The sequence below is a fragment of the Streptomyces sp. NPDC058650 genome, assembly GCF_042717315.1.
In the GTDB taxonomy this organism is placed as follows: Bacteria; Actinomycetota; Actinomycetes; order Streptomycetales; family Streptomycetaceae; genus Streptomyces.
In genome coordinates this window covers 1-19219 of sequence record NZ_JBHXRL010000038.1, presented here as the reverse complement: position 1 = coordinate 19219, position 19219 = coordinate 1, and the positions used below count along the sequence as shown (strand labels likewise).

Genomic DNA, 19219 nt, shown 5'->3' with positions numbered 1-19219 from the left:
CATACCATATCTGCTCTGCTCCCTTGTCGGGGGTGCTTTTTTTGTTGATCTCCACCCCGCCGGGCGCGCCCCCCCCCCCCAATACCGCGGGGGGGGGCGCCGCCGCAGGTGAGGCTCGTTACGTTGCCGACCGGTGGGCCGGCCCTCACGTGGCCTCGCAGGACCCTTACGGGGCCTGACAAGTCCTGACAGGTCCTTACAGGCCGAGGTCGACCTCGAACTCGCCGGCCTCCAGGATCGCCTTGACGGCCGTCAGGTAGCGGGCGGCGTCGGCGCCGTCCACCAGACGGTGGTCGTAGGACAGGGCGACGTACGTCATGTCGCGGACCGCGATCGTCTCACCCAGGTCCGGGTGGTCGATGACGACCGGGCGGCGCACGGTGGCGCCGATGCCCAGGATGGCGACCTGGTTCGGGGGCACGATGATCGTGTCGAACAGCGCGCCGCGCGAACCGGTGTTGGAGATGGTGAAGGTCGCACCGGCCAGGTCGTCCGGCGTGATCTTGCTGGCGCGCACGGCGCCGGCCAGCTCCGCGGTCTTCTTCGAGATACCGGCGATGTTGAGGTCGCCCGCACCCTTGATGACCGGGGTCATCAGACCCTTCTCGGAGTCCACCGCGATACCGATGTTCTCGGTGTCGAAGTAGGTGATCGTGCCCTCGTCCTCGTTGATCCGGGCGTTGATGACCGGGAAGGCCTTCAGCGCCTGGGCCGCCGCCTTGACGAAGAACGGCATCGGGGAGAGCTTGACGCCCTCACGAGCCGCGAACGCGTCCTTGGCGCGGGCGCGCAGCTTCATCAGCTTGGTGATGTCGACCTCGACGACCGAGGTCAGCTGGGCCTGGCCGTGCAGCGCCTTCATCATGTTGTCGCCGATGACCTTGCGCATGCGGGTCATCTTGACGGTCTGACCGCGCAGCGGGGAGACCGAGAGGGCCGGAGCCTTCGCGGCGGCCGGGGCCGGAGCGGCGGCGACGGGGGCGGCAGCGGCGGCCTTCTTGGCCTCGGCGGCCGCGAGGACGTCCTGCTTGCGGATGCGACCGCCGACGCCGGAGCCCTTGACGGCCGCAAGGTCGACACCGTTCTCGGTGGCGAGCTTGCGGACCAGCGGGGTCACGTAGGCGCCGTCCTCCGAGGACGCAGCCGGAGCCGGGGCGACGGGGGTGACCAGGGCCGGAGCGAGCGACGGGGCGGCCGGCGCGGCCGGGGCCGGAGCCGGAGCCGCGGCCGGGGCGGCCGGAGCCACGGGGGCCGGAGCCGCAGCCGGGGCGGCCGGAGCCACCGGGGCCGGAGCCGCGGCGGGGGCGGCCGGGGCCGGGGCCGCGGCGGGGGCGGCCGGAGCCGGGGCGGCGGGCGCGGCCGGAGCGGCACCCGCGGCGCCGATGACGGCCAGCTTGGCGCCGACCTCAGCGGACTCGTCCTCGGCGACGACGATCTCCAGGAGGACACCGGAGACCGGGGCCGGGATCTCGGTGTCGACCTTGTCCGTGGAGACCTCCAGCAGCGGCTCGTCGGCCTCGACGGTCTCGCCGACCGACTTCAGCCAGCGGGTCACGGTGCCCTCGGTGACGGACTCGCCCAGCGCGGGCAGCACGACGTCCGTACCGGCGGCGGCGCCGCCGGCCGGAGCCGCGGCGGGGGCCTCGGCGACCGGCGCCGGAGCGGCCGGAGCGGCCGGGGCCTCGGTCACGGGGGCCGGGGCGGCGGCCGGCTCGGCGGCCGGGGCGGCGGCGGGAGCCGGGGCGCCCGTGCCGTCGTCGATGATGGCCAGCTCGGCGCCGACCTCGACCGTCTCGTCCTCGGCGACCTTGATGGAGGCCAGGATGCCCGAGGCGGGGGCGGGGATCTCGGTGTCGACCTTGTCGGTCGAGACCTCGAGCAGCGGCTCGTCGGCCTCGACGCGCTCACCCTCGGCCTTGAGCCAGCGGGTGACGGTGCCCTCGGTGACGCTCTCGCCGAGCGCCGGCAGGGTTACGGAAACCGGCATGGTTTCAGTTGCTCCTAACGAATTGCGGAAAGTGGTCGTCGCGCCCTGTGATGACGATGAGCGTCAGTCGTGGGAGTGCAGCGGCTTGCCGGCCAGGGCCAGGTGGGCCTCGCCGAGCGCCTCGTTCTGCGTCGGGTGGGCGTGGATGAGCTGCGCGACCTCGGCCGGCAGCGCCTCCCAGTTGTAGATCAGCTGCGCTTCGCCGACCTGCTCGCCCATGCGGTCACCGACCATGTGGACGCCGACCACGGCACCGTCCTTGACCTGGACGAGCTTGATCTCGCCCGCGGTCTTGAGGATCTTGCTCTTGCCGTTGCCCGCGAGGTTGTACTTGAGGGCGACGACCTTGTCCGCGCCGTAGATCTCCTTGGCCTTGGCCTCGGTGATGCCGACGGAGGCGACCTCGGGGTGGCAGTACGTCACCCGCGGCACGCCGTCGTAGTCGATCGGCACGGCCTTCAGACCGGCGAGACGCTCGGCGACGAGGATGCCCTCGGCGAAGCCGACGTGCGCGAGCTGGAGGGTGGGGACGAGGTCGCCCACGGCCGAGATCGTCGGCACGTTGGTACGCATGTACTCGTCGACCAGGACGTAGCCGCGGTCCATCGCGACGCCCTGCTCCTCGTAACCGAGACCGGCGGAGACCGGGCCGCGGCCGATCGCGACGAGCAGCACCTCGGCCTCGAAGGTCTTGCCGTCGGCCAGGGTGACCTTGACGCCGCCGTCGGTGTACTCGGCGGACTGGAAGAAGGTGCCGAGGTTGAACTTGATGCCGCGCTTGCGGAACGCGCGCTCAAGAAGCTTCGAGCTGTTCTCGTCCTCGACCGGGACGAGGTGCTTCATGCCCTCGATGACCGTCACGTCGGTGCCGAAGGACTTCCACGCCGAGGCGAACTCGACGCCGATGACGCCACCACCGAGGATGATCGCGGACTCCGGGACCCGGTCCAGGGTCAGCGCGTCGTCCGAGGTGATGATCCGGTTGCCGTCGATCTCCAGGCCGGGGAGCGACTTCGGTACGGAGCCGGTGGCGAGGAGGACGTGACGGCCCTCGACGCGACGGCCGTCGACGTCGACGGAGGTCGGCGAGGAGAGGCGACCGGTGCCCTCGATGTAGGTCACCTTGCGGGAGGCGACGAGACCCTGCAGACCCTTGTACAGGCCCGAGATCACGTCGTCCTTGTACTTGTGCACGCCCTTGATGTCGATGCCCTCGAAGGAGGCCTTGACACCGAACTGCTCCGCCTCGCGCGCCTGGTCGGCGACCTCGCCGGCGTGGAGCAGGGCCTTCGTCGGGATGCAGCCGTTGTGCAGGCAGGTGCCGCCGAGCTTGTTCTTCTCGATCAGTGCGACGTCCAGGCCCAGCTGCGCTCCGCGCAGCGCCGCGGCGTAACCGCCGCTACCGCCGCCGAGAATCACTAGGTCGAAAACGGTGCTGGCGTCGTTCGCCACGTCACGTCCTCCATGCATGTGCGCTCGTCGCCGGTCTTCAGTGACCGGGCGGCGGCTGGTGTTCGGCCGCTTTATTTCGGCCCTGTGGTGGGGGCCCTGTCCTGCCGAGAACCCATCTTCGCACTTGTTGACGGATGGCGGGACGCGGGGCCGTGCTCTGAGACGGCCGATCGTCCGTACGGAGGGATCGCCCCAGCGTACGAACCTACGGATTTCGTCGCGAGCGAACAGTCGCGAAGGCCCCGGGCGCCTTGCCCAGGGCCTTCGCCACGAGGGCGAGCGAGCCGAAGGGGCGCGCCGCTGTCGAAGGGGAGAACGCGCGGAGGTCGCGCAGCGACCGAGCACGATCGACCTCCCCCAGACTTCGTCCGGGGGTGCCCCCACAGCGGCTCAAGCGCCCCGGAGGCGAGCCGAGCCCTGAAGAGAGGGGAGCTCAGAGCTCGCCGGCCGCCGTGCGCTCGGCCAGCTTCACCAGGGTGCGCACCGAGGAGCCGGTGCCGCCCTTCGGGGTGTACCCGTACGGGGCGCCCTCGTGGAAGGCCGGGCCCGCGATGTCCAGGTGGGCCCAGGTGATGCCCTCGCCCACGAACTCCTGGAGGAAGAGACCGGCGACCAGGCCGCCGCCCATCCGCTCGCCCATGTTGGCGATGTCGGCGGTGGGGGAGTCCATGCCCTTGCGCAGGTCCGCCGGGAGCGGCATCGGCCAGGACGCCTCGCCGACCTCCTCCGCGGCCTCGTGGATCGCGGTGCGGTAGTCGTCGTCGTTGGCCATGATGCCGAAGGTGCGGTTGCCCAGGGCCAGCACCATGGCGCCGGTCAGGGTCGCCACGTCGACGATCGCGTCCGGGTGCTCCTCGGAGGCCTTGGTCAGCGCGTCGGCGAGGACGAGCCGGCCCTCGGCGTCGGTGTTGAGGACCTCGACGGTCTTGCCGCTGTACATGCGCAGCACGTCACCCGGGCGGGTGGCGTTGCCGGACGGCATGTTCTCGGCGAGGGCGAGCCAGCCGGTGACGTTGACGGCGAGACCGATGCGGGACGCGGCGACGACGGCGGCGAACACGGCGGCGGCGCCGCTCATGTCGCACTTCATCGTCTCGTTGTGGCCGGCCGGCTTCAGGGAGATGCCGCCGGAGTCGTAGGTGATGCCCTTGCCGACGAGGGCGAGGGTCCGCTCCGCCTTCGGGTGGGTGTAGGCGACGCGGACCAGGCGCGGGCCGCGGACGGCGCCCTTGCCGACGCCGAGGATGCCGCCGTAGCCGCCCTTGTCGAGCGCCTTCTCGTCGAGCACCTGCACCTTGAGGCCGTGCTCCTTGCCGGCGGCCGCGACGATGGCGGCGAACGACTCGGGGTAGAGGTCGTTCGGCGGCATGTTGATCAGGTCGCGGGCGCGGTTCATCTCCTCCGCGACGGCCTGGGCGCGCTCGGCGGCGGCCTTGTACGCCTTGTCGCGCGGCTTGGCGCCGAGCAGGGCGACCTCGGCCAGCGGCTTCTTCGCGTCCTTGGCTTCCTGGTACGCGGTGTAGGCGTACGCGCCGAGCAGGGCGCCCTCGGCGACGGCGGCCGCGTCCTCGGCGGAGGCGATCGGCAGCGCGAAGGCGGCCTTCTTCGAGCCGGTCAGGGTGCGGGCGGCCGTACCGGCGGCGCGGCGCAGGGTCTCCGCGCCGAACGACTCGCCGTCCTCGGGGGCGGTGCCCAGGCCGACGGCCAGGACGACGGGGGCCTTGAGTCCGGCGGGCGCGGGCAGCTTGATCGCCTCACCCTCGGAACCCGAGGCGCCCAGGGTCTCCAGGACGGCGGCGAGCCGGCCGTCGAAGGCCTTGTCGACGGCCTCGGCGCCCGGGGCGACGACGAGCGTCTTCCCGGTCTTCGCGACGCCGACCACGAGGGCGTCGGCGCGGAGCGTCGCCGCACCGGCAGTGCTGAGAGTGAGAGCAGTCACGGTGGTGAATTCTCGCTTCCATTGAGTTCTGTGGCGGTCGAGGGATGGGCCGACCGTGCCCGCCGCATCGTATTTCGGCCCGGAGAGCGCCGAGAACGAGCCTACGCTCGCTCGCGGCGTTCGCTCACGGCGGCAGTGATTCACTCATCCGTGGTGTCTCTTTCATGTTTACCGTTCAGGCTCGGTGAGCTCGTCCACACTCGCCTCATTCCTGCAAGGCGACGCACTCGCCCTTGCGCCATCTGCATCATCTCCACAGGTCCGCCGGTCCGGCCTCGGCCCGGACGGGCCTGCCGAGGGGGGACACCACCGATGGACTCCGGCCGAATCCGCACGCCCAGAACCGCCCGCCGCACCGCACCCCGTACCGCGCCCCGCACCTCCCCCAGAGCCTTCGGCCTGGGAGGTGCCCCCATGGTCGCCGCGCTCGCCGCCGCCGCGCTGCTCGCCACCGTCCTGCCGTCCGCGCAGGCCGTGGCCGCCCCGGTACCCCGCGTCGACCTGACGGTCCTCGTCGTCGACGACGGCGGCAGCGCCGTCGGGGCGATCACCGCCGAGCTGAAGGGCTCCGGCGTCCCGTACCGCAGGATCGACCTCAACGACCCGAACCGCCCGGTCCTCGACACGGCCTTCCTCAGCGACACCCTCGACGGCCGCCCCCGCGCCAAGTACCAGGGCGTCGTCCTGCCCCACGAGAGCGCCTTCGGCCCCGACTCCGCCGAGCACACCGCGCTCCAGGCGTACGAGCGGACCTTCGGGATCCCGCAGGTCGACGCCTACACCTGGTCGCACCCGGGCGTCGGCCTCGACTACACCAACGAGGGCGGCTGGTCCGGCGTCCTCGACGGGACCACGGCCGGGGTCACCGCAGCCGGGAAGACGGGCCCCTTCCGGTACCTCGCGGGGGCGCTGACCTTCGAGGACAACGACCCGGCGATCGCCGAGAGCTACGGCTACGCGGGCCGCCCCCGCGCCGGCTTCACCAGCTACCTCGACGTCCCCGTCGAGGGCGGCGGCCGGGCCAGTCTCGTCGGCGAGTACACCGCCGACGGGCGCCGCGAGCTCGTCGTCACCTTCGCCTACAACCAGTACCAGCGGCAGTTCCGGGCCCTCGCGCGCGGCATCGTCGAATGGCTCACCCAGGGCGTCCACCTCGGCCAGAGCCGCAACTACCTCTCCGTCCACGTCGACGACGTCTTCGCCCCCGACGCCCGCTGGGACTCCACGCTCAACTGCACCCCCGGCGACTTCGACTGCGTCGAGGACGACGGCGAGGGCGTCGATCCCATCCGGATGACCGCCGCCGACGCCCAGTACGCCGCCGCCTGGCAGAAGGCCTCCGGCTTCACCCTCGACATGGTCTACAACGGCGGCCAGGGCGAGCAGTGGAAGACCGAGCACGGCGGCACCGACCCGCTCACCACGCGGCTCCTCGCGGACCGCGCCCAGTACCGGTGGATCAACCACACCTACACCCACCCCTTCCTCGGCTGCGTCCAGGACAACACCACCGTCCCCTGGCAGTGCGCCAAGGACATCTCGGGCAACACCCTCTGGGTCAGCCGCTCCGAGCTCTCCGGCCAGATCCGGAACAACCACAACTGGGCCGTGGGCAAGGGCATCTCCGTCGACCGCTCCGAACTCGTCACCGGCGAGCACTCCGGTCTGAGGACCCTGCCCCAGCAGCCCGTCGACAATCCGAACCTCGCCGGCGCCCTCGCCGACAACGGCGTGAAATGGACCGCGAGCGACAACTCCCGCGAACCGCAGCAACGTTCCGTCGGCACCGGGACCGCCGCCGCGAAGACCGTGCCCCGCCACCCCATGAACGTGTACTACAACGTGGGCACCGCCGCCGAGATGACCGACGAGTACAACTGGATCTACACCTCCCGCGCCCACGGCGGCAGCGGCATCTGCGAGGACAACCCGCTGTCCACCTGCCTGCCCGCCCCGCTCCCCGTCACCACCGGATACGCCGAGCGGATCGTCCCGCAGGAGGCCCGCACGGCCCTCTCCCACGTGCTCGGCAACGACCCCCGCCCGCACTACGTGCACCAGTCCAACCTGGCCGAGGAACGGCTCCTCTACCCCGTACTCGACCGCGTACTCTCCGACTACCGGGCCCTGTTCGCACCCAGCGCACCCCTGGTGAACCCGCGTCAGAAGGACGTCGGAACCGAGCTGAACCGCCGTGCCGCCTGGGACCAGGCGATCGCCGCGGGAAAGGTCACCGCCTACCGCATCGGCGCCACGGTCACCGTCAAGGCCCCGGCCGGCCTCACCGTGCCCGTCACCGCACCCGAGGGAACCCGCAAGCAGGCCCTTCTCGGCTCGACCGTCTTCGGCTCGGCCTACGCGGGCACCCGCTCCGCCTGGGCCGCACCCGAACTGCTCCAGACCGCCGTCACACTCACGCTCCCGACCGCCTGACCAGCACGTCCTGGGGGGAACCGCACATGCCGAGCAGTGGCCGTCACGTCACCATGCTCACCGAAGGCACCTATCCGCACGTCCACGGCGGCGTCAGCACCTGGTGCGACCAGCTCGTCCGCGGCATGCCGGAGGTCGACTTCGAGATCCTCGCCCTCACGGGCAACGGCCGCGAACCCGTGACCTGGGAGCTGCCGCCCAACATCACCCGGCACACCGCGTTCCCCCTCTGGGGCCACCCCCAGGGACCGGCCGCGCCCGGCCTGTTCGACCGGGCGCGCCGGCCCCTGCGGGGGCGGGAACGCCGCCGCTTCCTCGACACGTACGAACGCCTGCTGCTCGCCCTCCTCGACCCGAGCGCGGGCTGCGACTTCGGCACGAGCCTGTACGAGCTGGCCGAACTGGCCCGGCAGGGACGGCTGACCCCCGCCCTGCGCTCCGAACCGGCCCTGCGCTCCCTGATGTGGATCTGGACCATGCCGCACCTGCCGACCCTCGCGGCCCGGCCCACCGTCCACGACGCGCTCACCGCCACCGACCTGCTGGAACACGCCCTGCGCCCGCTCGCCGCCCGGATAGCCACCGGCAGCGTGGCCCACGCCGTCTCCAGCGGCCTCGCCACGCTGCCGGCCCTCGCCGCACAGCACTTCGAAGGGGTGCCCTTCCTGCTCACCGAACACGGCATCTACCTCCGCGAGCGCTACCTCGGCTACCGCACCGACACGCAGCGCTGGCCGGTCAAGGCCCTCATGCTCGGCTTCTACCGCGAGCTCAACACGCTCGGCTACCGCAAGGCCGACCTCATCACCCCCTGCAACCAGTACAACCGGCGCTGGGAGGAGCGCGGCGGCGCCCCCGCCGACCGCATCCGCACCGTCTACAACGGCGTCGACCCGGCCCTCTTCCCCGAGGCCGGACCCGAACCCGAGACCCCCACCCTCAGCTGGTGCGGGCGGGTCGACCCCATCAAGGACCTGGAGACCCTGATCCGGGCCTACGCGATCTGCCGCGCCGAACTCCCCGAGCTGCGGCTGCGGCTGTTCGGCCCGGTCCCCGCCGGGAACGAGGACTACCGCACCCGCCTGGAGAAGCTCGCCGCCGAACTCGGCGTCACCGACGGCATCACCTTCGAGGGCCGCGTCTCCGAGGTGCCCCGCGCCTACGCGGCCGGCAGCGTCGTCATGCTCTCCTCCATCAGCGAGGGATTCCCCTTCTCCCTCATCGAGGCCATGTCCTGCGGCCGGGCCACCGTCTCGACGGACGTCGGAGGCGTACGGGAGGCCGTCGGCGACACCGGGATCGTCGTCCCGCCCCGCGAACCGGCCGTCATGGCCGCCGCCGTCACCGAACTGCTCAGGGACGGAGCCCGGCGCGCCGAACTCGGCCGCCTGGCACGGCAGCGGGTCATCGACCGGTTCACCCTGAACCGCTCGGTGGACGGCTTCCGCCAGATCTACCGCGAACTGGCGGGCGAACGCCCGGCCCCCCGCCTCCACCCCGCCCCGAAGGCGTGGACCGTCCGCATCCCCTCCCCCCGCCGCGCCCCCGCGCCCCTCGTCGTGGGAGGCACCCCCGCATGAGCGGCTCCCTCTGGCTGAAACCCCCGGTCGCGGGGACGCCGCTCCCGGCGATCCCCCGCCCCCGGCGGGAGGACGCGCCGACGGCACCCCCCGGCCTCGCCGTCGACCCCCTCGACGAACTCGCCGGGCGGCTCGACGCGTTCGTCGCCGTCGCCGTGCACCCGGACGAGATCGCCGCGCTCCTCGAATCCGACGGCATGACCGACGACCACATCCGCCTCACCTACGGCAGGGCCGACTCCTTCACCCTCGCCGAGGACCTCTACGCCCGCGGTGAGCGGCGCCACCCCGCCCCGGAGGCGCCGCCCGCCGGACCCTGGCACGGCGAACTCGCGGGCTGCCTCCTGCGCGGGCTCGTCTTCGCGCTGCCCGGCCTCGCCTACGTCCTGGCGGCGCCGCTCCTCGCCGGGGAGCACAGCCGGTTCGGGCTCCCCGGCGGAACGGTTCCGCTCCTCGCCGGGGCCGTCACCGGCTGGGTGTGGAACCAGGCCCTGTCCCACCGCGCGTACACCTGGCTCGGCCTCGGCGACCGGCCCGCCGCCGCCCGCGCCCTGCTCACCGGCGCCCCGGCGGGCGCCCTCGCCGGATCCGCCGTCGCGCTCGCGGCCGCCGGACCCGGCGAGATCCCGGCGGCCCTCTTCGCCGCCGGCCAGTCGGTCTACCTCGCCGCCGCGACCGTCCTCCTGGTCCTCGGCCGCGAACGGGCCCTGCTCTGCGCCCTGCTGCCGCTCGCCGGAGCCTTCCCCGCCTTCCGCTGGGACCTGCCCGACCTCCTGCGGGCCGGGCTCCTCCTCACCTCGCTCACCGCCGCCGTCACCTTCGCGGCGCTCGTGCTCCGGCCGGGCGCGCGGCGCGCGGCGGCGGGCCGGGGCGGGCCCCCGCGCGCGGCCTCCCTCCCGTACGGACTCTTCGGCCTCGGCAGCGGACTGCTCGTCCTCCACGCGGGCATCGGCGACACCCTGGTGAGCGGCGCCGGAGCGGTCGTCGCCCTCACCCTCTCCATGGGACCGGCCGAGTGGCTGCTGCACCGCTTCCGGGGCGAGAGCCTGACCCGGCTGCGGACCCTGACCACGGCCCGGGAGTTCCGCAGGGCGGTCACCGGCACCCTCGTCCTCTGCCTCGGCGGCTACCTCACCGTCCTCGTCGGCCTCACCCTCGCCGCGACCCTGGCGTGGCCGGGGGCGCCCTGGCCGACGCTCCCGCGCCTCGTCACCCTGCTCCTGATCGGCACCGTGCTCTGGCTGGGACTGCTGCTCCAGGCCTTCGGCGCGGTGGCGAGCGCGGCGGCCGTCTGCCTGGTCGCGGCGGCGGCGCAGACCGCGCTGCCCGTGGCGGGCCCGGTGGCGACCGGGGGAGCGGCGGCGCTGCTCGCCGTCCTCACCTGTGTTCTGCTGGTACGACCGACCGCCCACCGCGCGTAGGGGTGACCGTGACGCCCACCCTCCTGGTGCCCTACTACGAGCACCCCGCCGACCGCCCCGAGGCCTGGTCGGCCCTCGTCGCCGCCGCGCCCTCCCTCCACGGCGTCGTCCTCAACCCGGCGAGCGGCGCGGGCGAGGCGCCCGACCCGGCGTTCGCCGAGGTGTCCGCGCGGCTGCGGGAGGCCGGCGTCCGCGTCCTCGGGTACGTGGACACCGCCTACGGCCGGCGCCCGCACGCCGAGGTCGTCACCGAACTGCTCCGGCACCGGGACTGGTACGGCGCCGACGGGACCTTCCTCGACCAGGTGACGACGGCGCCCGGCGCCCTCGCCCACTACCGGCGCGTCGCGGTCGCGGCCCGGGCCGCCGGAGCCGCGACCCTCGTCCTCAACCACGGCGCCCACCCGGACCCGGGGTACGAGGAGTTCGCCGACCTCCTCGTCACCTTCGAGGGCCCCTGGGACACGTACCGGACGCTCGACCTCCCGGTCGCCCCGCACTACTGCCACCTCGTCTACGCGGCCCCGCCCGGGGTCCGCCCGGCCACCCCGGTGCACTGTGCCGTCCCCGGCACGGGCGCGCACCCCTGGGGCACCCTGCCGCACCTCCTGGAGCCCGCCCGATGAGACGCCTCCTGCCCCTGCTCGCGGGCCTGTTGCTGCTGGCCACGGCCTGTACGACGGCCCCCGAACCCGACCCGAAACCGTCACCGGACGACCGCTGGCGGCCGAAACCCGGCCTGGCCTGGCAGTGGCAGCTCAGCGGTCGCCTCGACCCGACGGTCGACGTCCCGGTGTACGACATCGACGGCTTCGACCACCCGGCGTCCACCGTGAAGGACCTGCACGCCCGCGGCCGCAAGGTCATCTGCTACCTCTCCACCGGCGCCTGGGAGGACTTCCGCCCGGACGCCGCCCGCTTCCCGAAGTCCGTCCTCGGCGAGAGCAACGGCTGGGAGGGCGAGCGCTGGCTCGACATCCGCCGCACCGACGTCCTCGAACCCCTCATGGCGAAGCGGCTCGACATGTGCCGGGACAAGGGCTTCGACGCCGTCGAACCCGACAACATGGACGGCTACGAGAACCGCACCGGCTTCCCCCTCACCGCCGCCGACCAGCTCCGCTACAACCGCCTCATGGCCCGCCTGGCCCACGACCGGGGCCTCGCGGTGGGACTCAAGAACGACCTGGACCAGATCCCGCGGCTGCTCCCGGACTTCGACTTCGCGGTCAACGAACAGTGCGCCGAGTACGACGAGTGCGGCCGCCTGGCCCCGTTCGTCGCGGCGGGCAAGGCGGTCTTCCACGTCGAGTACGAGCGGGACGCCCGCGACTTCTGCCCCCAGGCCCGAAAGCTGGGCCTCAGCTCGATGCAGAAGCGGTACGAGCTGGGCGTCTGGCGCAAGCCCTGCTAGCGCCGCTCACCCCAGGGTGAGTACCACGAGCGCCACGGTCGCCGCCGTCTCCTCCAGCGCGCCGAACACGTCGCCCGTCACCCCGCCGAAGCGCCGCACGCACCGGCGCAGCAGCAGCGCCGCCGCGCACAGGGCGGCGCCGGCCGCCAGGACGTTGCGTACCGCGTCGTACGGGGAGAAGAGGAGGCCCGCGCCCGCGCACGCCACCAGGACGAGCGCGGTCGCGAGGGTCGCGGAGCGGACCGGGACCGTCGCCGCGACGATCGCGCCGAGGCCCTCGGGGCGGGCCGCGGGGACGCCGTGCCGGGAGGCGTGGGTGAGGGCGAGGCGGGCGACGGTCGCGGCGATGACGGCGGCGACCGCGCCGTGCGCCCAGCCCTCGTCGTACAGGCGGGCGAGCGCGGCGACCTGGGCGAGCAGGACGAGGAGGATCGTGATGACGCCGAACGGTCCGATGTCCGACTGCTTCATGATGCGCAGCGCGTCCTCGGCGGGCTTGGCGCTGCCGAGGCCGTCCGCCGTGTCCGCGAGGCCGTCGAGGTGGAGGCCCCGGGTGAGGAAGGCGGGGACGGCGGTGGCGACCACGGCCGCGAGCAGCGGGCCCGAGCCCAGCAGCAGGAACGTCCCGCCGAGCGCGGCGGAGGTGAGGCCGACGACGAGGCCGGCGAGCGGTGCGCAGAGCATGCCGGCGCGCGCCGCGTCCCGGTCCCAGCGGGTGATGCGGGCGGGGAGCACGGTGAGGGTGCCGAAAGCGAAACGCAGGCCGTCCATCCGGGCAGGGTAATCGCCGCCCCCGGACGGTAGATTACGCATAACGCTCAAATCGGAACGGGGTGGCATGGGTCACTGGTTCACCCGGAACATCGTCGAGCCGGGGAAGCTCCCGACGCTGCTCGCTCTGACCTCGTTCGTCCTGACATTCCTGGTCACCCGGACCGTCACCCGGCTCATCAGGGCCGGGAAGGGTCCCTTCAAGAACGTCTCCTCCGGGGGGCTCCATATCCATCACGTCGTGCCCGGCGTCGTCCTCGCCGTCATCGGCGGCTTCGGCGCGGTCGGCAGCGGCCGGCACGGCCTCGGCGCGGCGGTCTTCGCCGTCGTCTTCGGGATCGGCGCGGGGCTCGTCCTCGACGAGTTCGCGCTGATCCTCCACCTCGACGACGTGTACTGGACGGACGACGGCCGCAAGAGCGTCGAGGTGGTCGTGCTCACCGCGGCCCTGGTCGGCCTGGCCCTGAGCGGCTTCTCCCCGCTCGGCGTCGACGACCTGACGGCCGACGAACGCCAGGACCGCGTCACCTTCCTCCTGACCGTCGCGCTGAACTTCCTCCTCGTCCTGATCACCCTGGTCAAGGGGAAGTTCCGGATGGCCGTGATGGGCGTCCTGGTCCCGTTCGTGGCGATCGTCGGAGCCGTCCGCCTGGCCCGCTCCGGTTCCTGGTGGTCCCGGCGCTTCTACGGCCGCCGGCACCGGGCCCGCGCCCGCTCCCGCATCCGGACGTACCGCCACGACAAGCGCTGGACCAAGGTGCGGCGCCGCTTTCAGGACCTGATCGGCGGCTTCCAGGAGCGGGTCCCGGGCCGGGGTTCGACCCCCTCCGACCCGCCGTCCTGACCCCGGTCCCTGCCCCGCTCCCGCCAGGCCTGGACGCCGATGAGGACGAGGACGCCCGCGATGGCCGCGAGATGCTCCTTGCCCGCCAGATTCGGCTTGATGATCACCTCGACGACCATGGCCACGACCACCGCACCGCCGGTCCACCACGCCCGGTAGCGCCAGCAGACGTAGACGGCGAGGCCCACCACTGCCGCCGACGGACCGGTGTCGACCACCTGCGCGTCGGTGGCGGGGAGGCCGAGCGGGTTGTCCGGCCCGAGGGCGATGCCCACGCGTGCGTACAGCGTCCCGGACAGCGTGGCCAGATAGGCGACGGCGAGCGTCCGCCACCGCCCGAGGCAGATCTCGGCGATCCCGAACACCAGCAGGACCTGGGCCAGGGCGCCCCACACGGGCAGGTCGAGCGCGGGGACGAAGAGCGAGAGCGGGGTCCGCAGCAGGGCGAGCCACAGCGGGTCCTCGGCCCGTACGGAACCGATGTTCTGGACCGGCTGGTAGCCCCAGTCTTGGTTCTGTACGAGCTGGAAGAGAGCGGTCAGACAGACGGCGGCCAGCGTCATCGGGACCGCTCTCCCCCAAGCTCTCGATTTCGCTCGAGCAGGGAGGTGCCCCCACTTCTGTGCGACGAGCCCGGCCCGCACGGTGCCGAACAGCGGGCCCCACTCGCGGTGCGCGAAACGCGTGACGGAGCCGCTCAACGCCCGCTCTCCAGGTGCTTGCGGTGCAGCCACTTCGGCAGCCCTGGGGCTTCGAGGAAGCCCTCGGCCCGGCCGGCGGCGAGGCCGATGCGCAACAGGTCGGCGCTCTTCTCGAAGAGCATGAATCGGGGCTCCCAGATCGGTCGGTACTTGGCGTTGGCGCGGTACAGCGACTCGATCTGCCACCAGCGGGAGAAGAAGCTGAGCAGCGAGCGCCACAGGCGCAGCACGGGTCCCGCGCCGAGCTTCGAGCCGCGTTCGAAGACGGAGCGGAACATCGCGAAGTTCAGCGAGACCTGAGTGATCCCGATCTCCTTGGCGCGCTGGAGCATCTCGATCACCATGAACTCCATCAGCCCGTTCTCGGAGTCCCGGTCACGGCGCATCAGGTCCAGCGAGAGCCCCTTCGGGCCCCACGGCACGAAGGACAGCACCGCCCGCAGCGCACCCTCCCCGTCCGTGCACTCCAGCATCACGCAACGCCCGTCCCGCGGGTCCCCGAGCCGCCCGAGCGCCATCGAGAAGCCCCGTTCGGTCGCCCCGTCCCGCCAGTCGTCGGCCTTGCGGAGCAGCTCGTCCATCTCCTCGGCCGGGATCTCCTCGTGGCGCCGGATACGGACCTCGTAACCGGCCCGCTTGACCCGGTTGAAGGCCTGCCGGACCGTTCGCATGGCCCGCCCGTCCAACGTGAACTCGTCCGTCTCCACGATCGCCTCGTCGCCCAGCTCCAGGGCGTCCAGCCCGTGCCGGGCGTAGATCACCCCGGCCTCCTCGCTCGCGCCCATCACGGCCGGGATCCAGCCGTGCTCGCGCGCCTCGGCGAGCCAGGGCTCGATCGCACCGGGCCAGGCCTCGGGGTCGCCGATCGGGTCGCCGGAGGCGAGCGAGACCCCGCCGACCACCCGGTAGGTGATGGCGGCCTTCTCGCTGGGCGACCACACGACGCTCTTCTCGCGGCGCAGCGCGAAGTAGCCGAGCGAGTCGCGGTCCCCGTGCTTGTCGAGGAGGATCCGCAGCCTGTCCTCGTCCTCCTCGGTCAGCGGGTCGACGGCCCGGCGGGAGCGGAAGGCGGCGAACAGCACCGCGAAGAGCAGCAGCGTGGACAGGACGTTGATGGTGACGTCGACCCAGCCGGGGGTGGTGATCCCGGTGAAGCGCGACTCGTCGGTGGCCAGGGTCACCAGCCGCATCACGCCGTACCGCCAGCGCTCCAGGAAGGTGGAGGGGGCGGTGGAGGTGTTGGTGACGGTGACCAGGACGGCGGCGAGCAGCGAGGTGACGAGCAGTCCGCCGACCGCGACGACCGCGGCGAGCAGCGGGTTGGAGCGGTCGCCCTTCGCGTAGAACTCCTTGCGGCCCAGGAGCAGCGCCAGGACGAAAGCGGCGGTCAGGGCGAGCGAGACCCAGTTCTGGGCGTGCTGCCGGATCTCCGGGAAGACCATCACGACGGCGAAGAGCAGCAGGAACAGGCCGGCGAGCACCGTGTTGAGGATCCACGCGGCCCGCTTGCGGCGGCGCATGGTGATCGCCAGGAAGAGCGTGAAGACGCCCGAGGCGAAGCCCGCGGTGAGCATGTACGGGGTGAAGAAATCGTCCTCGTTGTGGCGGCGCAGGTCCTGTCCGAACGAGACCCAGACGGCGCTCAGGAAGTTGATGAACGTGACGGCGCGCAGGTACCAGACGGCGAACGCGGCGCTGCGCCGCGAACGGACGGTGGAGCCTCGGGGCGCTGCTTCGGCGGACAAACGGACCTCTCCCATGAAAAGCGATCATATGGGGCATCACTTGTCGTGCGGAGACGCCGGAGGCGGCCACGCGCGCGTCGCGCGTGGCCGCCCCGGAGTCGGACGATCCGTCTTTCCCGCTACTCCCCGTCAGGCCTCCGGAACGCCCTCGGTCTGAGGAGCGCCCTCGGCGTCCGGAGCGGCCTGGGCGTCCGGAGTGGTCGGATCCGGTCGCTCGGGCAGCTCCGCGGCGAACGCCGCCGCGGCCTGGACGAGGGGAAGCGCGAGCAATGCCCCGGTTCCCTCACCCACATGGACGCCGTGGTCGAGCAGAGGGTTGAGCGCCATCCGGTCCAGCGCCTTCGCCTGCGCCGGCTCCCCGCTCACCTGGCCCGCCAGCCACCAGTCCGGCGCGCGGAACGCCGCCCGCTGCGCCACCAGCGCGCAGGCCGCCCCCACCACACCGTCCAGGATCACCGGCATCCGCCGCACCGAGGCCTGGAGCAGGAAGCCCGTCATCGCCGCCAGGTCCGCGCCGCCGACCGCCGCGAGCAGCTCCAGCTGGTCGCCGAGGACCGGCCGGGCCCGCCGCAACGCGTCCCGGACCGCCGCGCACTTGCGCATCCACGCCAGGTCGTCGATCCCCGCGCCGCCCCGGCCCGTCACCACGGAGGCGTCCGTCCCGCACAGCGCCGCGATCAGCGTCGACGCCGGAGTCGTACCGCCCACGCTCAGATCCCCGAGCACCACCAGATCGGTGCCCGAGTCCGCCTCCTCGTCGGCGATCGCGACGCCGAGCCGGACCGCCGCCTCGGTCTCCTCGACCGTCAGCGCGTTCTCCACGTCGATCCGGCCGCTGCCCCGCCGTACCCGATGGCGCACCACATCGGCGGGCAGCAGCTCCGGCTCGCAGTCCAGACCGGCGTCCACGACCCGTACCGGCACGCTCATCGAGCGGGCCAGGACGGCGATCGGGCTCGCCCCGTCCAGGACCGCGCGCACCAGCTCGTGCGCGGTGCCGGGCGCGCGGCCCGACACGTCCAGCGAGGCCACCCCGTGGTCGCCCGCGAAGAGCAGCACCTTCGGCTGTTCGATCGCCCGCACCTTCACGGTCGCCTGCGCGGCCGACAGCCACTCACCGAGCTCGTCGAGCCGGCCGAGCGCCCCCGGCGGCACGCTCAGCCGCTCACGGCGCTCCTCGGCGTCACGCCGGATCCCCCCGTCGGGGCGCTCGATCAGATCGGAGAAGTCGTCCAGGTTCACGGGTTCCGCCTTGAGACAATCAGCGAGGGCCATCGGTGGTGGCACCCTACCCGCGCAGTACCAGCGCCTGACCGGCGACCACGAGGAGGACCTCCTCGCACTCCTCGGCGAAGGCCGCGTTCAGCCGGCCCAGTTCGTCCCGGAACCGCCGCCCCGACGCCGTGCCCGGCACGACCCCCGAGCCGACCTCGTTCGTCACCGCGACGACCGTGCGGCGCGTGGCCCGCACCGCCGCGACCAGCTCCGCCGTCCGCTCCCGCAGCGCCGCCTGCCCGCCGTCCGCCCACCGCTCGTCGTCCCAGGCGCCGACGCGGTCCATGGCGTCCGTCAGCCACAGCGACAGACAGTCGACGAGGAGCGCGGGACCGTCCTCGGCGAGCAGGGGCACGAGGTCACAGGTCTCGGTGGTACGCCACGCACCCGGCCGCCGCTCCCGGTGCAGCCCCACCCGCTCCGCCCAGTCCGGGTCGCCCTCCCGGGTCCCGCCCGTCGCCACGTACAGCACCTCGGGGAAGGTCTCCAGGCGCCGCTCGGCCTCCACGGACTTCCCCGACCGGGCCCCGCCGGTCACCAGGGTCCGCCGGGGCACGTCCGGCACCTCGTGGTACTCGCCCACGTACAGCGTCGTCCCGTCCGGCACGGCCCGCGCTCCCGCCGCCGCGAGCCGCCGGTCCAGCGCGGCCCCCGTCGGCACGTCGTGGTCCAGGTGGACCGCGATGACCTCGGTGGCGGGGCCGACCGCCCCGGTCGCCCGCAGCCGCGCCAGCGCGTCCGGACGGCCCGTCACATCGGCGACGACCATGTCGTAGGGCATGCCGTGGTCCTCCGGCAGCCCCGCCGGAGCCCCGCCCGGCGGCAGGTAGAGCAGCCGCTCGCCGTCCGTGGAGGTCACCTCGTAGCCCGTGCCGGGGGAGTCCATCGGCACCGCCCGCACCCGGTGCCCGCTGATCAGCGTCAACTCCCGGCCGTCCGGCACCCTTCCGGCCGTCGGCAGCCCGGCCGGCACCTCCACGGCGGGCCCGTCGTGCGGATGCGTCAGCAGCACCTGCCGCACGCCCACCAGCGAATGGCCCGAACGGGCCGCCGCGAGCGCGGCCCCCGGGGTGAGATCGAGCAGCAGGGCCCCGTCGATGAGCAGCGCGGTCGCGGCCCGCGCGCGGGTCCCGCGGGAGAGCGCGCAGACGGCGCAGGGGCAGTCGGGGCGGGGGAGCCCGAGGGGGGCGCCGGTGCCGAGCAGAGTCAGTTCCACCCTCAGATCCTCCCGCGCCACCGCGAGGCGTGCGCGCCCGGCTACGCTGCGGGCAGGAAACCGATCATCCGGTGAGCGCCTGGAGGCGGACATGGCATGGACGTGGCGGTTCGAGAAGTCCGACGGCACGGAGGTCGAGCCGGTGGTGACTCCCGAGGAGTTCACCACCCAGGGCGACGCCGAGAGCTGGATCGGCGAGCACTGGCGTGACCTCCTGGGCGGCGGGGCGGACCAGGTGACGCTCTCGGAGGACGGCAGCAAGATCTACGGCCCGATGCCCCTGAACGCGGAGGGCTAGAGCGCCCGGAAGCCAGAGGGGTGGGGGGGGGGGGGGGCGCCCCCCCCCCCCCCCCCCCGCCGCGCCCCCCCCCCCCCCCCCCCCCCCGGGCGCCGCCGCGGGCCGCGCCCGCCGCCCCCAGCGCGCCCCCCCCCCCCCCCCAA

Annotated in this window: 15 protein-coding genes; 7 read left to right on the top strand and 8 right to left on the bottom strand. The window is 73.1% G+C overall.

The annotated features are described in order from the left end of the window. Window positions 1–196: 196 nt before the first annotated feature. The 3 genes from sucB to ACFWWU_RS36855 all read right to left on the bottom strand — a co-directional run bounded on the left by sucB (window position 197) and on the right by ACFWWU_RS36855 (window position 5378). A complete protein-coding gene (sucB, locus tag ACFWWU_RS36865; protein ID WP_384153463.1) occupies window positions 197–1987 on the bottom strand; it encodes a 2-oxoglutarate dehydrogenase, E2 component, dihydrolipoamide succinyltransferase in 1791 nt (596 codons plus the stop codon). Between the two features lie 63 nt (window positions 1988–2050). Beyond that, entirely contained in the window at window positions 2051–3439 is a 1389-nt protein-coding gene (gene lpdA, locus ACFWWU_RS36860) for a dihydrolipoyl dehydrogenase (RefSeq protein ID WP_384153460.1), read from the bottom strand. A 433-nt stretch (window positions 3440–3872) separates the two neighbouring features. After that, window positions 3873–5378: a leucyl aminopeptidase gene (locus ACFWWU_RS36855; protein WP_384153457.1), complete on the bottom strand. Its 1506-nt coding sequence runs from the start codon at window positions 5376–5378 to the stop codon at window positions 3873–3875. Between the two features lie 414 nt (window positions 5379–5792). Between ACFWWU_RS36855 and ACFWWU_RS36850 the strand changes: the two genes are divergently transcribed. The 5 genes from ACFWWU_RS36850 to ACFWWU_RS36830 are packed head-to-tail and all read left to right on the top strand — an operon-like array spanning window position 5793 to window position 12226. Next, window positions 5793–7811 (top strand): hypothetical protein, encoded by a 2019-nt coding sequence (locus ACFWWU_RS36850; RefSeq protein ID WP_384153454.1) that lies wholly within the window; start codon window positions 5793–5795, stop codon window positions 7809–7811. 26 nt (window positions 7812–7837) lie between these two features. Continuing rightward, window positions 7838–9391 (top strand): GT4 family glycosyltransferase PelF, encoded by a 1554-nt coding sequence (gene pelF / locus ACFWWU_RS36845; RefSeq protein ID WP_384153451.1) that lies wholly within the window; start codon window positions 7838–7840, stop codon window positions 9389–9391. Beyond that, window positions 9388–10812, top strand: coding sequence for a hypothetical protein (locus ACFWWU_RS36840; protein WP_384153448.1), 1425 nt, complete (start codon window positions 9388–9390; stop codon window positions 10810–10812). Before pelF ends, ACFWWU_RS36840 begins: the two co-directional genes overlap by 4 nt. A gap of 8 nt (window positions 10813–10820) precedes the next feature. Then, on the top strand, window positions 10821–11438 hold the full coding sequence (locus ACFWWU_RS36835) for a spherulation-specific family 4 protein (RefSeq protein ID WP_384153445.1): 618 nt from the start codon (window positions 10821–10823) through the stop codon (window positions 11436–11438). Continuing rightward, window positions 11435–12226: an endo alpha-1,4 polygalactosaminidase gene (locus ACFWWU_RS36830; RefSeq protein ID WP_384153442.1), complete on the top strand. Its 792-nt coding sequence runs from the start codon at window positions 11435–11437 to the stop codon at window positions 12224–12226. The genes ACFWWU_RS36835 and ACFWWU_RS36830 overlap by 4 nt, the downstream gene beginning before the upstream one ends. A gap of 6 nt (window positions 12227–12232) precedes the next feature. Here ACFWWU_RS36830 and cobS read toward each other — a convergent pair whose 3' ends face one another. Beyond that, window positions 12233–13039: an adenosylcobinamide-GDP ribazoletransferase gene (gene cobS, locus ACFWWU_RS36825; protein WP_384153439.1), complete on the bottom strand. Its 807-nt coding sequence runs from the start codon at window positions 13037–13039 to the stop codon at window positions 12233–12235. Window positions 13040–13064: 25 nt separating this feature from the next. Here cobS and ACFWWU_RS36820 point away from each other — a divergent pair, with 25 nt between their 5' ends. Then, window positions 13065–13841, top strand: a complete 777-nt coding sequence (locus ACFWWU_RS36820) for a hypothetical protein (RefSeq protein WP_384153436.1) — start codon at window positions 13065–13067, stop codon at window positions 13839–13841. On the opposite strand, the gene ACFWWU_RS36815 is transcribed toward ACFWWU_RS36820, so the two are convergent. The 4 genes from ACFWWU_RS36815 to ACFWWU_RS36800 all read right to left on the bottom strand — a co-directional run bounded on the left by ACFWWU_RS36815 (window position 13769) and on the right by ACFWWU_RS36800 (window position 18778). After that, window positions 13769–14542 (bottom strand): hypothetical protein, encoded by a 774-nt coding sequence (locus ACFWWU_RS36815; RefSeq protein WP_384153433.1) that lies wholly within the window; start codon window positions 14540–14542, stop codon window positions 13769–13771. The genes ACFWWU_RS36820 and ACFWWU_RS36815 overlap by 73 nt on opposite strands. Next, a complete protein-coding gene (locus ACFWWU_RS36810; RefSeq protein WP_384153430.1) occupies window positions 14539–16302 on the bottom strand; it encodes a phosphatidylglycerol lysyltransferase domain-containing protein in 1764 nt (587 codons plus the stop codon). The genes ACFWWU_RS36815 and ACFWWU_RS36810 overlap by 4 nt, the downstream gene beginning before the upstream one ends. A gap of 114 nt (window positions 16303–16416) precedes the next feature. Next, a complete protein-coding gene (gene cobT, locus ACFWWU_RS36805) occupies window positions 16417–17529 on the bottom strand; it encodes a nicotinate-nucleotide--dimethylbenzimidazole phosphoribosyltransferase (RefSeq protein WP_384153466.1) in 1113 nt (370 codons plus the stop codon). A 46-nt stretch (window positions 17530–17575) separates the two neighbouring features. Then, window positions 17576–18778, bottom strand: a complete 1203-nt coding sequence (locus ACFWWU_RS36800) for a bifunctional adenosylcobinamide kinase/adenosylcobinamide-phosphate guanylyltransferase (protein ID WP_384153427.1) — start codon at window positions 18776–18778, stop codon at window positions 17576–17578. Window positions 18779–18869: 91 nt separating this feature from the next. Between ACFWWU_RS36800 and ACFWWU_RS36795 the strand changes: the two genes are divergently transcribed. After that, window positions 18870–19076: a hypothetical protein gene (locus ACFWWU_RS36795; protein WP_384153425.1), complete on the top strand. Its 207-nt coding sequence runs from the start codon at window positions 18870–18872 to the stop codon at window positions 19074–19076. Window positions 19077–19219: the final 143 nt, after the last annotated feature.